This window comes from Cytobacillus oceanisediminis 2691 (assembly GCF_000294775.2).
Taxonomy (GTDB): Bacteria; Bacillota; Bacilli; order Bacillales; family Cytobacillaceae; genus Cytobacillus; species Cytobacillus pseudoceanisediminis.
Window position 1 is genome coordinate 747,738 of record NZ_CP015506.1, and the last position, 14,877, is coordinate 762,614.

The 14,877-nt window shown below is 37.4% G+C and carries 12 protein-coding genes; 8 read left to right on the forward strand and 4 right to left on the reverse strand.

The window, feature by feature from the left end; genetic code table 11:
* Positions 1-7 precede the first annotated feature (7 nt).
* The 5 genes from A361_RS04015 (at position 8) to A361_RS04035 (ending at position 4,565) form a co-directional block, all read left to right on the forward strand.
* Positions 8-1,057: an LLM class flavin-dependent oxidoreductase gene (locus A361_RS04015; RefSeq protein ID WP_019379482.1), complete on the forward strand. Its 1,050-nt coding sequence runs from the start codon at positions 8-10 to the stop codon at positions 1,055-1,057.
* Between the two features lie 15 nt (positions 1,058-1,072).
* Positions 1,073-2,029: an ATP-grasp domain-containing protein gene (locus tag A361_RS04020; protein WP_019379481.1), complete on the forward strand. Its 957-nt coding sequence runs from the start codon at positions 1,073-1,075 to the stop codon at positions 2,027-2,029.
* 331 nt (positions 2,030-2,360) lie between these two features.
* Complete coding sequence (locus A361_RS04025) at positions 2,361-3,038, forward strand: GNAT family N-acetyltransferase (RefSeq protein ID WP_019379480.1); 678 nt, start codon at positions 2,361-2,363, stop codon at positions 3,036-3,038.
* A gap of 164 nt (positions 3,039-3,202) precedes the next feature.
* On the forward strand, positions 3,203-3,601 hold the full coding sequence (locus A361_RS04030; protein ID WP_026041533.1) for a GyrI-like domain-containing protein: 399 nt from the start codon (positions 3,203-3,205) through the stop codon (positions 3,599-3,601).
* Between the two features lie 505 nt (positions 3,602-4,106).
* The gene (locus tag A361_RS04035; RefSeq protein WP_236887980.1) at positions 4,107-4,565 is read left to right on the forward strand and encodes a DinB family protein; all 459 of its coding nucleotides are present in this window, start codon (positions 4,107-4,109) and stop codon (positions 4,563-4,565) included.
* Between the two features lie 360 nt (positions 4,566-4,925).
* Here the strand turns inward: A361_RS04035 and A361_RS29255 are convergent, their stop codons facing one another.
* Together A361_RS29255 and A361_RS04040 are read right to left on the reverse strand one after the other, a co-directional pair.
* A complete protein-coding gene (locus tag A361_RS29255; RefSeq protein ID WP_236887982.1) occupies positions 4,926-5,156 on the reverse strand; it encodes a tyrosine-type recombinase/integrase in 231 nt (76 codons plus the stop codon).
* Between the two features lie 387 nt (positions 5,157-5,543).
* A complete protein-coding gene (locus tag A361_RS04040) occupies positions 5,544-6,476 on the reverse strand; it encodes an arginine deiminase family protein (RefSeq protein ID WP_019379477.1) in 933 nt (310 codons plus the stop codon).
* Positions 6,477-6,772: 296 nt separating this feature from the next.
* Here A361_RS04040 and A361_RS04045 point away from each other — a divergent pair, with 296 nt between their 5' ends.
* Positions 6,773-7,492, forward strand: a complete 720-nt coding sequence (locus A361_RS04045; protein WP_157888522.1) for a 4'-phosphopantetheinyl transferase family protein — start codon at positions 6,773-6,775, stop codon at positions 7,490-7,492.
* 50 nt (positions 7,493-7,542) lie between these two features.
* Positions 7,543-8,265: a thioesterase II family protein gene (locus tag A361_RS04050; protein ID WP_019379475.1), complete on the forward strand. Its 723-nt coding sequence runs from the start codon at positions 7,543-7,545 to the stop codon at positions 8,263-8,265.
* Positions 8,266-8,315: 50 nt separating this feature from the next.
* On the opposite strand, the gene A361_RS29820 is transcribed toward A361_RS04050, so the two are convergent.
* The gene (locus A361_RS29820) at positions 8,316-8,471 is read right to left on the reverse strand and encodes a hypothetical protein (protein ID WP_157888523.1); all 156 of its coding nucleotides are present in this window, start codon (positions 8,469-8,471) and stop codon (positions 8,316-8,318) included.
* Between the two features lie 8 nt (positions 8,472-8,479).
* A complete protein-coding gene (locus tag A361_RS04055) occupies positions 8,480-9,754 on the reverse strand; it encodes a helix-turn-helix domain-containing protein (RefSeq protein ID WP_019379473.1) in 1,275 nt (424 codons plus the stop codon).
* Between the two features lie 553 nt (positions 9,755-10,307).
* On the opposite strand from A361_RS04055, the gene A361_RS04060 reads away from it, so the two are divergent.
* On the forward strand, positions 10,308-14,864 hold the full coding sequence (locus tag A361_RS04060; protein WP_019379472.1) for a non-ribosomal peptide synthetase: 4,557 nt from the start codon (positions 10,308-10,310) through the stop codon (positions 14,862-14,864).
* The last annotated feature ends 13 nt before the right edge of the window (positions 14,865-14,877 follow it).

Sequence of the window (14,877 nt, forward strand, 5' to 3'; positions counted from 1 at the left end):
AAGAAAAATGAAATATGGTTTCTGGTTGCCGATTTTTGGAGGCTGGCTGCGAAATGTAGAAGACGAAAATATGCCGCCAACCTTTGAATATGCTAAAAACGTCATTCAGTCGGCTGAAAAATGGGGATACTCGACTACGTTAATAGCTGAATTATATTTAAATGATATTAAAGGACCGGACCATGATTCTCTTGAAGCCTGGTCCACGGCAGCCGCACTTGCAGCCGTGACGGAAAAAATTGAAATTATGACCGCGATCCGCCCTGGTTTTCATAATCCTGCTGTAGCAACAAAAATGGCAGCCAATATTGATCAAATCAGCAACGGCCGTTTTACTCTAAATGTGGTTTCTGCCTGGTGGGCCGAAGAAGCGCGTCAATATGGCGGTATTTTTACAGAACATAATGAGCGTTATGCCCGCACTGAGGAGTTCATTGATGTTCTAAAAGGGTTATGGACGGAAGAAACCTTCCATTATTCCGGTCAATTTTACGACTTAAGGGACACGAAGCTTGCTCCAAAGCCAGTTCAAAGACCTAACCCGATTCTTTATGCAGGCGGTGAAAGCGAAAAAGGCAAGCAGACCATTGCAGAAAAATGTGATGCTTATGTTATGCACGGCGGAACGGCTGAGGAGATTGATCTGAAAATAGGAGAAATGAAGGCACGGCGTGAACAAACGGGCAATGCGCCATTCAGTTCTTTCGGAATGGCTGCTTATGTTATTTGCCGTGATACAGAAGAAGAAGCTCTTGCTGAGCTTGAAAAAATCACGGCTGTGAAGGATTCCAGCGGTTACGCCGGTTTTAAGGATTTCACTACAAAGTCACAATTAGAGCAGCAGATTCAGCTGCAGGATTACTCTGTCTCTAACAGAGGTCTGCGGCCAAACTTAGTAGGAACACCAGAGCAAATTGCTGATCGGATTTTACAATATGAAGAAGCTGGCCTAGACTTATTATTATTGCAATTTTCACCTCAGCTGGAGGAAATGGAACGCTTTGCAAAGACGGTTATGCCATTAGTGGAACAAAAACGCAGTTTAATAAAGAGCTAGAAAGGGGCCATAATAATGAGCAAGGTATATGTAATTCATGAAAATAGTGAGTGGACAGTCCATTTGACAAAAAGGCTGGAGGAACTGGGTGTTCCTTATGAAGAATGGCATTTAGACGAAGGAACGGTAGATTTATCGGCAGAACCTCCAGAAGGAATCTTCTATAGCCGGATGAGTGCTTCTTCTCATACCCGTGATCATCGCTTTGCAGCTGAATTTTCGGGACAAGTATTGGCCTGGCTTGAAGCACATGGCCGTACAGTGTTGAATGGAACGAGCGCTCTGGAGCTTGAAGTTAGTAAGGTTTTGCAGTACTTGGAATTAAACAAATCTGGTGTCAGGACTCCCAAAACGATTGCAGCGGTTGGAAAACAACATATTATTAAGGCGGCCGAAGCATTTGCCGGACAGCCGTTTATCACGAAGCATAACCGTGCCGGCAAAGGCCTGGGTGTTCAATTATTCCATAGTATTGAAGCTCTAAAAGCTTATGTGGAGGGACCTTCCTTCGAAGAGCCTGTTGATGGCATTACCCTTATTCAGGAATATATTCAATCTCCTGAAAGCTATATCACCCGCTGTGAATTTGTCGGAGGCAACTTTGTTTATGCCGTCAGGGTTGATACATCGGAAGGATTTGAACTATGCCCTGCGGACGCATGCCAGATTGGCGACTTATTCTGCCCTGTTGGAGAAGAAGCAGAAGAGAGGCCAAAGTTCAAGATTATTGAATGTTTTGAGGACGAAATTTTAGAAAAATATAAAGACGTTCTGGCCAGGAATCATATTCAAGTCGCTGGCATTGAATTTATCAGAAATGCTGAAGGTGACATTTTTACTTATGATATTAATACAAACACAAACTATAACTCTGAAGCAGAAGCGAAAGCCGGAAAATATGGAATGCTTGAGTTAGCTTCATTATTAAAGAAGACATTGGAAGAAAAATACGCTGCAACTGCAACGGCTTAATTTGTGAGGACCTGCTATAGCAGGTCCTATTGTCTTTTACTGCAGCATGTTTTATAAAGAAGCAATCCCAATCATCTTGCGATGAGAGGGATTGCTTCTTTAGTGCTTAAGAGAGCTGCCTAAACCAGGCAGCTTTTTTTACAAACTGGGCAGGTTATAAATTGGAAAAATAGGGGGGGATTTTATTGATTTAGCTTTAAAAATATAGATATGGTTGTTAAGAGATAAAGGAATTATCCATACATAGGATTGGACTATAAATGAAAACGCTGCAGGAGATGACAGTGTAATCTTGAATATTAGACAGAAATGAAGATTGCGGAGGAATAGTATGATCTCTGATTTAGAATTGATGGAGCTTCATGTGAATGTGTTATTTAGACATGATAGTGAAAATCGACTGATAGCTGTGAATGAACCCCCTTACGGTGCAGCGCCACGAATTTTCATTGGTGCCACTAGAATGGGTAGTATAGTAAGGTATTCAAACTCACTGGATAAGAGTACTATAGAGAAGTTAGACCAAGTTATAGGAGCTAACCCTGGTGCTCATCCAGGGAAAATAATAAAGGCATTAAGCATTGACCATCTTTTAAGCAATGTATGGACTGGGCCCGCGTATGTATTTCCTGATGTAAGGGACAGGACTTATTCAAGAGCAATTAAAATAACTCATGAAAACAAAGAAATTTTAAAGTCTCAGTTTCCATATACCTATGAAGACTTTGAATACAAGCAACCCTGTTTTGTAATAATTGAAGACAATATACCAGTTTCAATTTGCTGTAGTGCAAGGAAGACTTCAAAAGCCGACGAAGCAAGTTTGTTTACAAATGAAGACTACCGTGGAAGAGCATACGGTGCAGATGTTGCAAAGGCCTGGGCTGCAGAAGTTCAGATACAAGGACGCATTGCTCTATATAGCACTTCTAAGGACAACTTAGCATCTCAATCTGTGGCAAGGAAGCTGCAATTAGCTCAGTATGGAACAGACATTCATATAAGCTGATTACACATGACTGCTTTTGCATCTAATAGGGCATTAATCCAGGAGGGATTAGTGCTGCTTTTGTTAAAGTCACTATTGGACAAACGGGGGAGGCTGGTTGAAGAAGGAATTTGTTTTTATTTCTTGAAATCATAAGAAATAACTATATTGAAAGGGTGAGATTATTGAAGTTATCAATTATAAATAGCATGAGAACGAATAATTTTAATGATGAACGTATAATGCAAAAAATCACGGAATTGTGGAAGGAAGCTTCTGAACGTCTAACTAAAAATGAAAGCATTACATACGGTGTGTATTATGAATATGAGAGTGACTACAAAGGTGATTATTCATTAAGCGTTGCTATTGAAGACAAAAATGGGGAAACTATTATAGACATACCGAAAAACGAGAAATACGAAATCTATAAAGTGGATTCATCTAAAGAACAAGGTATTTATAATACTTGGAGAGAAATATGGGATCAGGAAGAAACAGGTTCGTTAAAAAGAGCTTACTCATATGATTTTGAAAAATACTACTCGAATGGGGAAGTTGAAATTCACATAGCAATAAAGTAGTTGACAATTTTTTATTGAACTTTTGCCTTGCTTTTAGATCTAGCTGCCATTCCAGGTGGCTTTTTCCTTTTTCTTAAGAAACGGGTTTGGGGGGGAGAACATATGCAGCGTAAATGAAAAACGGAGTGGCTTAAGGTGCGCTTTTCCCTGGTAAGGTAAATAGCTCTCACCAAATTGGTGAATTTATAGAAATCGATGATTTAATCAAATCGACAGCCATCTATGCCAAAGATTATTTGAATTAAGCCAATTTTAAAATCAAAGGCCAGGTATTTCGTTTAGCCAACAGTCAACCAGAAAAATAAAATGTACCCTATTCCTCACTGTTTAGTTGAGTAGACAATTAATAAGGTCTGCCCTATAGGGTACTTTATTTGTCATGATAGTATTTAATTAAGATTATTTTTTCGTTATGGCCGACAGTCGAAAATGAAAAATTACACTAAACAGTGAGGAGATTGGTTGTATGCAAGTTGTAACCAAAATGTTTTTAGAACAACTCGAGATGCATTGCCATGAGAATGATTGGTTTGCATCTATGGATCAGGCGATTCATGGAGTGACCGCAGCTGACCCAGCATGGACAAGTTCGGGAATCAGCAATTCGATTTGGCAGATTGTCAACCACTTGATACTTTGGAATGAGGACGTAATCCATCGAATTAAGGGCACAGAGAATCCGCATAAGGCAGAAGACAATGAAGAAACCTTTGGAAATCCGGGGGATCCAGAAGACGAGATTGGGTGGGCTCAGACAGTGCAGCGCCTTAATAAAGTCATGAATAAATTAAAAACGGTCATGGCGGACCTTGACGATGAAAAGTTAAAAGCTCCGTATGCAGCTAACAGGTACTCTATTGAGCGTTTACTCAGCAATATCATGATGCACGATGCGTATCATCTCGGCCAAATTGTTCTGTTGCGAAAGTTGCAATCCTCTTGGGGTGGCGTTGATTGGTCGTAAAGCACCATAATTCAGCGACTTCCTCGCCCAGCGGTAGAAGCAGTATTGACGGTGTGAAGCTCTTTTCATTCTCTATGGTGAAGCGGGTGATATTCCTGCTTTATGGATGGCTAAATGGGTGTGTTAGTCAAATAAATAGAATGTATTTGCAGAGGGATCTTTCTCCTATTTCATTGTTTAACAGTCGGGCGCTTTTCTTAAATAAGAAGGGGTCTTTTTGCGTGTACAGCACATTTAGGGATTGAGTTTATTGATGTGTAAAAAAAATTGTGAAGTCCTGTACTTAAAGTAAAAGGTGCTTTTGTTGAATAAGCTAATACTAATAAAGACCACATAATATCGATTATGTGGTCTTTTAAATTATATCTTATTAATAATATCAGAGTCCTTCCATGAGTGAGCTGTATTATTTTTACGTAGCATTTTTCTTTGTAAGAAAATCTGGGTCGTCTTGATATCAGAATGACCAAGACTCTCTTTTATGGTCAACAAATCCGCACCCTGTTCAGCACTAATAAGAGCAAAAACATGTCTGAAGCTATGTGGTGTAATATAATTTTTTACGCATTTTAATAAAGTCCAGATCAGCACTATTTATTTTTTTGATTAAATAATTCGATAGATACTTATATCCATATGCTTTTCCTAAAAAAACCTCGATTACGTTTATTTCTTTCAGATGAACTAAATTTGATCATTTACTCTGTCTTGTAAACACAAGAATCTATATTTAAGAAAGGTCTTTATCAGAGGATTAGATTTAAGAGAAAAGGAGAAAAGTTGCTACCTTAAGTATGATCGTTAAAGGTGCTTTCTTTTTTTTATAGTTCAGTCGAAAAAGACCCAGGGAAACAAGCTTTTAAAAGCTTGATTTTCTAATATGTGATTTATTAACAGTTTAATAGAAAAAGGAGTAATTTCTTTTAGGATTATTACTCCTTTTTTTAGCAACTTTAACTCTTTTACATTTGCTTGTTACTATTGCTCTCTAACAAACGGCATAGTTAGACAGCGAATGCTACCAGCGCCATGCTGAAGTTGTTTCACGTCTACACCTATATACTCTATATGTGGGAAAATTTCCTGATAATAAGAGACTGATTCATTGCTGATCAGTACCGTTTGCTTATTAAGATTAATAAAGTTTGTATAATCAAGCAGGTAATCTTTGTTTGGAAGCCAAAATACAGAATAACCATGACGTTCTATAAAATTGTCAATTGTGCTGTATTCAGGTTCATAACTAACTGATGATGATTTAAAAATAGAGACGGCTGAAAATCTTAAAAAAGAAGCTGCTATGAAAATATCTTTGCCCAGGATATTACAGACAACATCCAAATGAAGAGACTCTATAGTTTTTGGGAGTGAAACAAACCCAACTTCTTCCACACCTATTGAGAATAAAAAATTTGCAAGCTCAATTCGGTTTTTTGACCGATGTCCAGTATTAATTAAGACACATTCAGGGCTAATTATCAGGAAATCTCCAAACTCAAGTGAACTCGAAGAAGGTATTGACAGTAGAGCCCTATTTTCTGTAAAACTCTTTAAAAAAATTTGAGAAAAGTAAAAATCCGGCTGTCTTAACTCGTTGCCAGGAGTACCTAGAATCATATTTTCTCCGAATACAGCGCCAACATCTCTAATGAAAATGCGGTTTACTAACCGATCCCAGAGAGGAGATATCACTTCTGTACTAAGATCATGGACGGTACAGCCGAAATTTTTTAGTTTCATTTTCATTTGATAATGTTGATCATATGCTTTTTCGGCAATAAATTCCTCCGCAAACCCAACTGCTGAAACTTCAGATCCTAATACATTATGATTCGCAGGGGAACAAACAAAAACCTCTTTTAAAGTCCCATTCTCAGAATAACAATAAGGTTTAAGCTTCTGTTTTAACAAGTATCCTTCTCTCCTTCACAAAGCAATAGTAAAAACTAAAGTGTATAAGGCAGGAATAGGCTAAATTATATATAAATACAGAGAGAATATCGTGTTCCCTAAAGGATGAGAAGGGCAGTGAAAACCTCATAGGACTTAATAAAGAAACAGGTTCTTTAAAAAACTCTTTTAATTATTGAAAAAATTTGCCATAATAACCAATTAAAGGGGAAAGTAGTGTATATGTTAGATTCTAGAGTTTCAATTTGCTTTCGTCAATCTATTTTCTTTTTAATCTTAAACCCATGAAGATGGAGGTGAATATTCTGGAGGTTATAGCTGTTAAACTGGATCAATCTTTGCAAGTAGCTAAGATGCAAACCTTATTAAATTATATTGATAGTGAAAAACAATCGCGGATAAAATCCTTTTATCGATATGAAGATAAAGAGAGATGCCTGATTGGCGATATTTTAGTCCGCTATATGCTTGCCAGCTATCTGCGAATTTGCCCACAAGAAATAAATTTTTCTCATAATGAGTTCGGTAAGCCATATTTAAAAGAATACCCTTTATACTTTAATTTATCTCATTCAGGATACTGGGTAGTAGCTGTGCTGGACACTAATGAAAATGGCATAGATGTTCAAGAAATGGGTGATGTAGATCTTGCATTGGCTGAGCGATTTTATAGTAAAAGAGAATATATAGAACTGTTGGGAATGAAAGGAAACCAAAGAGCGCATTTATTTTATGACTTGTGGACCTTAAAGGAATGCTACATAAAAACAGCAGGAAAAGGCCTGTCTCTGTCGCTGGATTCTATTATTCTAGAAAGGATCGATAGCAGTATTTACAAATCTTATCTAAAAGAAAAGGAAATCTATCTTAAGTTATATCACCTTGATTCATCCTACAAGCTGGCAGTCAGCTCCGATTCTGGTTGCTTCGAAAATCTTAAAGTACTTACCCTCGAAGAACTATACACCTTGTTTATGGTTTCTCTTAAGACCCCAGCCCTAATAAACGGCAAGTAAGCACATATAATTTCAAAATTATAAGAAATAATTTGAGGGAAGGTGAATTTGTGGAAAAGACCAGATTAATTTGTTTGCCCTATGCGGGAGGGTCTGCTGCATCTATTTATTTATCATGGAAAAAAAAGCTTGAAGAGTATGTTGAGGTAATACCTTTGGAGCTCGCTGGAAGAGGAAAGAGAATCCGGGAGCCATTATTTCAAAGCGTTGACGAAGCCGTAGATGACCTAATGGAAAAAAATATTGACGTTCTGCAAGAGGGGAAACCTTACAGTATATTTGGACATAGTATGGGAGGGCTCCTGGCATATGAATTATGTCAGAGGATAAATGAAGAAGGACTATCTTTACCTGAGAATCTGTTTGTCTCTGCTTTTCAGCCTCCTCATATCAAGCTGGAGGGAGATATCCACTTGCTGCCAATGAATGATTTTGCAGAGAAAATGAGAAAAAGCGGCAATATTCCTGAAACTATTTTTCAAGACAAGGATTTGTATAATTTATTTATTCCAATTTTGTATGCAGATTATAAATTGGTGTTTCAGTATATCTATAAACCGAAGGCGTCAATAATGAAAAATAATCTACATATTTTTACTGGAAACAATGACTTAAAAGTCTATCAACTGAGGAAGGAATGGTCATGCCATACACAAGGGTCTTTTGAGGATCACGTATTTGAAGGAGGCCACTTTTTTATTAGGGAAAATGAAGCAGAAGTTCTCAAGAAAATAGTATCTATTTTATTGCCTACTAAAGTTCTTTTAAATTGAAATAATAAACCCCTCTAAATGGAGGGGTTTTTGCTTGTCATATTATGTTCTCAGTATTCAGGAAGTTCTTCTCCGTACTCAGGAAGTTCTTCTCCGTATTTTAGGTAAATCTTATCAGCCGGAAGTCCAGCTGTATCTGCAGAAGCACTAGCACCAAAAGTAAAAAGAGAAGAGAGTATAATTAAACCTAATATTTTTTTCATCATTGTTCCTCCTAGGACATTTTTTTCTGAAGGTGCAAACAGGATTCAAAATAATAGCTACTTTTTTTGTATTGATGCAGTCTCTTATAGATGTTCCCCAAAAGTTCATAGTACTTTGAAAGCAAACCAAATTCATTTATTTCTAAAAAACAAGGAATTGCGGTGTTTTCTAAAAAATCAATGAGCTCATCAGTGTTTTTTGAGATTTGGAATTCCAATACTTTTAATTGGATTAGCTTACTAGATTGTTCATTGGATGGTTTGTACTCTTTAAAGGCTAGTTCTATCCACTCTTTTGCTTCTTTAAGTCGGTTATTTTCTTTTAAAACAGTCGAAAGTTCAATTATTGTATTGAGATAAAAATCTGTTTGTGAATCGGTGTATTTAAGAGTTTTCAGATAGTAATCAATAGCTTCATTAAATCTTCCAATCTTACTATACAAATAGCCGAGATTATGGAGAGCCTTGGCAAAAGTTAACTTTTCGTCTAAGCCTGGAGCGACTTCGGTAATCTGGGTTAGAATTTCAATAGCCCTATTATACTCTTTAAGCCGACCTAGGTTTACTCCTAAAAGCAGCTGGCACTCCAAGCTTCGTTTAAAAAACAATTTGCTGTTAAAGATAGTTAGAGCTTTTTCCACATAAGTCACTGCCATTCTTGTATTGTACGTTTTTGTGTAGGTCAAAGACAGATGATAGAAAAACTCAGGATCTTCGTGCTGAGGGTCATTAAAGAAGTAAATTATGTTTTCAAAGTACTCGAGGCCTTTTGGAAAATCCAACAGAATAGTACATAAATAAAGACCATGTAAGTAGGTGAAGTAAGCGCTTTGGTGCTGATTTAACTTCTCCTTGCTTTTGGTTAGTGTCTCTAGTACAGTGGTTGCCTCATTTTTCTTTTTCCTATGAATATAGTAGCGTAACTTCACCAGGTAAGAATAAAAAATGAGATCTGTTGAATATACGTTCTTGATCACTGAATCATTAATCTCTTTCAGTTGCTCAATTAATTCTGGCTCATCCCTTTTTATAATCGAAAGGTACCATAATTCAAGGTTTTGGATGATGTCAAGATTATTATGATGGATATCGTGGATATCAATATCCAGCCTCTTTAGCAGCAAGGCCAAGGTCTCTTCATTTGGATCAATCTTAGAATTTTCTAGTTTGCTTAAATAAGTGATGGAACAGATCCCCAAGGATAATTCCTGCTGAGTCATCTCTTTTTTTGTCCTTGTGTAAAACACCAGCTTTCCAAAGTCTATTTCGGAGTTCCTTATTTGCATAATTCCTCCCGTATGTATTTTATAGGATTTTAGAAAATTTCCATATTGAGAAAATTAATGGAAATTTTTCCATTTCCTATTAATTCTAACCGTGCATTTTCTCAATAGTCAACCAATTACAATTCAATTAATATAAAAAGTGTAAAAGGTTACAGGATTATCTTATAGGTAGGCTATCTGAACTATATTGGAGAGGATTAATGTTTCAGCTTATAAAGGAGATATGGGTGCTTTGTAAATTTAAAAATTAATGATTAAAAGGGAAAGTGTGTATATAGAATCATTACTTATATTGTGATAGTAAGTTAGGTTAAATGAACTAAAAGAAATCAAGACAAAATTTCGTTGGTGTTGAAATAATGGTGAAACTTTTAGTATGTAAGCGAAATTTCTACAGTTTTTGATAGTATTCATTGCCAAGATTTCTTTTAAGTACTTTATTAAGCCTCTAGAAACTAAGTTACATTTTGATACCTATATTACTTTACTGGTTTCCCATACATTATCTGCCTTAACTCTAAAAGAAGGCATTTATCTTTAAAGGAGCGTTAATATGACTATAACCGCAGGAAAAAGTTATTCCTTGTCTCCAAATCAGGAAAATCTCTGGCGTTCTCACTATCTGTCCTCAGAGCAGAACCATTTAAATATGTTTACATCTTGGCTGTTACCTGCGGATGCAGACATATCTGCTTTGAAACTTTCTTTTCAGAGCGTTTTAGATCGATATGCTTCATTACGGACGATTTACGAAATGGTAGATGGAATACCTGTTATGAAAATAATGGAAAATCAAACACTTGATTTCCAGCAAAAGAACCTTTCTCACTTAAGTCTTGAAGAATTTAACAAGAGTCTAAGCGAGGAAGCTCATACACCTTTTGATCTAAAAAAATGCACGATGAAAGTCAGGATCTTGGAGAATTGTATTTTTCAGAAAGTTCTTTTGATCAATATACACCACATTGCAATAGATGGAATTTCTATGATGGTTATAATGAAGGAATTTGGCAGGTTCTATGATTTGTATTCTCAGGGAAAGGAACCGGAAGAGCGGGAAGTAGACTTAAAATATTTTGAATTTTCAGCAAATAAAGAAGGACAAGCATACCCTAGTACAGAGAGTCTAGAATATTGGAAGAAAAGGCTTCAAGGAGGTAAGGGTATACATCCTGTTAATCTCCCTGCAAAAAATTCTGATCATCATTCGTTTAAGGGGGATTGTTTATTCTTTTCAATTGATGAAAAGCTTGCAAACGCATTAAAAGAAACAGCAAAAATGAATGATTCGAGCTTATATATAATACTTCTTTCTGCTTTTCAAGTTTTACTTCACAGATACAGTCAGCAAAAGCATATCTGGGTTGGCACTCCCTTCTTTAATAGAACCAGAAAAACATTAAAATCCGTAGGTTTCTACGCTAACACACTTTATATAGATGGAGCTTTTACAGAGGGCTTAACCTTCTCAGAGTTACTCAAACAAATCTCTGAGAAATTCGAAGGAAGCAAGGAGCATAAAGAGATTACCTATTCCAGCCTTATGAGACTGATGCAGGATAATGGACTGGCAGAAGAACAGGGTCGTGCGAACGTAATGTTTAATTTTCCAAATATGAGAAGTGTTACGAAGAACAATCTGGGGCCAGCTTTTCTAGGTATAGGCGGGGCAAAAGGGAAGTTCGGATCACTTGAATTCGAAGTTTATCCACTTAAAAGAAATATTACACAATTTGAAATTGAGTTTGATGGTATTGAGTTTAATGGGGGGATTACTTTCCGCTTATTATTTGATCCGGAAAAATATGATGGGAACTTAATGAAACGCTTCACCGGCCACTTTATCCAGCTACTTAGAGGGATTGCTAAAAATCCATACGCAGTACTGGAGGAATATCCCCTACTGCTGGAGAGTGAAAAAAAACACCAGTTGAATTCCCTTAATCACCCCCAACTTCTTAAAAACACCAATCAGCCAAATCTTATACTTGAAATTGAAAAGCAGGCCCGTTTAAATCCCGATTCTCCTGCTGTAACTATGGGAGGAGATACCCTTACATACCGTGAACTTTCTGAGAAATCCAGCAAATTGGCTGGAGGATTGAAAAAACTTGGAATCTGTCAGGAGGAGAGGATAGGGCTTGCAGTTTCCCAAAGTGTAGAAGCCATTGTTGGGATCATCGGAATTCTAAAGGCCGGTGGAGTCTATATTCCTCTAGACCTTAAGTATCCCAGAGAACGACTCGAATACATGATAATGGATGCAGGCATTTCGAAAATCATCACAGACGGAATAATGGACTTATCTGTACCTAATATAAATTTTCTATTATTGGGCGATTTGTTTCATACAGCGGAAGAACCACTAATGGAACTAAATCCAAAGCAGCTGGCATACATCATCTATACGTCAGGCTCAACTGGAAGACCTAAGGGCGTTATGGTGAGCCATGAAAACATTTATTATTCTACCAAGTCAAGAGAGCAAGTATATAAATTGAACAAAGCTTGCCGCTTTCTGCTGCTGTCCTCGATATCCTTTGACAGCTCAATGGTAGGTATTTTCTGGACACTGACGGTCGGCGGGGAAATTATCCTGACAGACTTGAACAATCAGCTTGATGTACCGGAGCTGCTTGGTAAAATTCAAAAAGAAAAAGTAACTCATATGTTAAGTGTCCCCTCGTTTGTTCAGTTAATGCTAAACCAGGCAGGAACAGCACAATTGAGAAGCCTTGAATGTGTAATTGTCGCAGGAGAACCTTTTCCTAAGAGTCTACATACATCTCAGAAGGAAAAATTCCCGAATATAGACCTTTATAACGAATACGGTCCCACGGAAGCTTCAGTGTGGTCCAGCTATTACAGACTCGGTGAAACATGCAATCATCCTGCGGTTCCAATTGGATATCCTCCTGCACATGCAAGAATATATATTCTCGATAAACATCTTAATATGGTTCCTCAAGGCACTGAAGGCGAAATATATATTTGCGGGCGTGGCATCACTAGGGGTTATAATAATCGGCCATCTCAAACTGCAGATAAATTTATTCCAAATCCCTTCGGGTTAGGGGAACGTCTGTACCAAACCGGTGATTTGGCTCGTTATAACGAAGATGGAAGCATTCATTTTCTTGGAAGGATTGACGGACAGGTTAAAGTGAATGGATTCCGCATTGAGGTAGGGGAAATTGAAGCAGCAATTGAAGAACAAGTGGATGTTGATAAAGCGGTCGTGCTCTTAAAAAAAGAAAATAATCTATCAAGAATAGCAGCCTTTATTGTTGCTCCTTTGGGCATATCGCTTAGTAAGCTAAAAAGAAAACTTGCTGCCCGCCTGCCTCATTATATGGTACCTTCACAGTTTATAGTGATGGATGAACTTCCATTAACTCAAAATGGAAAAGTTGATAAAAAGAAACTATTGAAAATTAAAATATCCGCTAAGGAAGAGCGTGAGGATATTCTTCTCCCGGAGACTCAAGAAGAAAGAGTTCTTAGTAACGTAGTTACCGAGTTGCTCGGAGAAGAAATAAGCATGAATGACAGCTTTTTCGAAATAGGAGGAGACTCGATTTTCGCTATTCAGATATCCTCAAAACTCCTAGAAAAAGGGTGGACATTAAAGCCCAAGGATATTTTTGAAAAGAAAACAATTGTCAATATGGCAAGAGCAATGAAGAAAGTAAAGCAGAAGTCAATAAATGCAGTAGATCATGGAACAGTTCCGTTAACACCGATTCAGCAGTGGTTTTTTGCTCAGGGGTTCTTATATCAGAATCACTGGAACCAAGCACTTCGGTTAGAGGTTCAAAAAGATATCGAATACGGCCTATTACAGGATGCTTTCGATTATTTGATGAAAGTACATCCATCTTTGAAACTGAGGTTCTTCCAACAGAATGGTAGCTGGGTACAAAAATACAAAGACGATAAATCTTCTTTTCAGATTCTATATAAAAAAATGGATATGTCTGCGGACATTGAAAGTGAAGTCAGCAGGTTTGCTAAAGAACTTCAAGCATCTTTAAACATAACAGAAGGCCCTCTATTAATAGCTGCGTATATTGATTGTGATGGTAAACGGGAAAATGAACTCATAATAATTGCCCACCACCTGATCGTTGATATGATTTCCTGGCAGGTCCTGTTGCAAGATCTGGATTTACTATTAGAACAGAAACTGAAAGGTGATCGACTGGCACTGCCGCCTGAAAATTTCACCTACTCTGAATGGTCTCGTTATTTAAGAGAATTGGATGAAGACGAATTAAAGAAAGAGAATCAATGGCTTGTAACAAGGTCTTTTAAGGCGGATGAAAGCGTCTTGGCTAACGTGGATAAAGGGACTGAAGGCAGTAAAAAGCAAGCAGAAGGGTGGCTCGAAAAAGATTTGACCCTTTCCCTTCTAAAAGAGGTTCCGAAATATTTTGAAACAAAAGCCAATGAAGTCATATTTGCAGCGGTTGCTTCGTCTTTGAAAACTTTTACAGGTGACAAAAATTTAGTGATTGATCTCGAAGGCCATGGGCGTGATCCTTTTACATCTGATATGGATCTTTCAAGGACTGTAGGGTGGTTTACAAGTGTTTATCCAGTCTTTCTGGAAGGTAGCCTTTTAAAGGCTCAAGATAATGTGTTGTTAAAACATGCGAAAAACAGCTTGAGAAGATTTCCAAATGGAGGAATTACCTATGGTGTCGCACGGTGGCTAAAAGAAATGGAGGGGCCGCAGCTTAGTAATAGCCTCTTCAGCTACAACTATCTTGGAAAAGTGGATCAGACTTTTTTCCGTTCAAAACACTTTTCTTTTCACAGCTACCTAAGCGAGTCTGTAAAAAACCCTTCTGAAAAGAGAGTCTATCTCCTAGAATTTGAACCATATATCTTCAATGAGCAACTATGTGTGCGAATACATTATAGTCCAAGTTTTTCTGAAGAAGATATTGGTCGCCTTTGTACAGATATTCTAACTAATATCCGTGAGTTGATACGTTTTTGTACAGTAACGGAAGAAATTGGCCTGGTAGCAAGTGATTTTCCTGAAGCAAACCTGGACCAAGGAGCTTTGGATAAATTTTTGCTTTCTCTTAAACAAAGTAACTAGTAAGGAGTCCCTT

What these genes read in the sequence shown, in the direction of transcription:
- A361_RS04055 (WP_019379473.1), bottom strand. Translation starts at nt 9,754, where the DNA reads ATGCAAATAAGGAACTCCGAAATAGACTTTGGAAAGCTGGTGTTTTAC.
- A361_RS04025 (WP_019379480.1), top strand. Translation starts at nt 2,361, where the DNA reads ATGATCTCTGATTTAGAATTGATGGAGCTTCATGTGAATGTGTTATTT.
- A361_RS04015 (WP_019379482.1), top strand. Translation starts at nt 8, where the DNA reads ATGAAATATGGTTTCTGGTTGCCGATTTTTGGAGGCTGGCTGCGAAAT.
- A361_RS04020 (WP_019379481.1), top strand. Translation starts at nt 1,073, where the DNA reads ATGAGCAAGGTATATGTAATTCATGAAAATAGTGAGTGGACAGTCCAT.
- A361_RS29820 (WP_157888523.1), bottom strand. Translation starts at nt 8,471, where the DNA reads ATGATGAAAAAAATATTAGGTTTAATTATACTCTCTTCTCTTTTTACT.
- A361_RS04035 (WP_236887980.1), top strand. Translation starts at nt 4,107, where the DNA reads ATGCATTGCCATGAGAATGATTGGTTTGCATCTATGGATCAGGCGATT.
- A361_RS04060 (WP_019379472.1), top strand. Translation starts at nt 10,308, where the DNA reads ATGACTATAACCGCAGGAAAAAGTTATTCCTTGTCTCCAAATCAGGAA.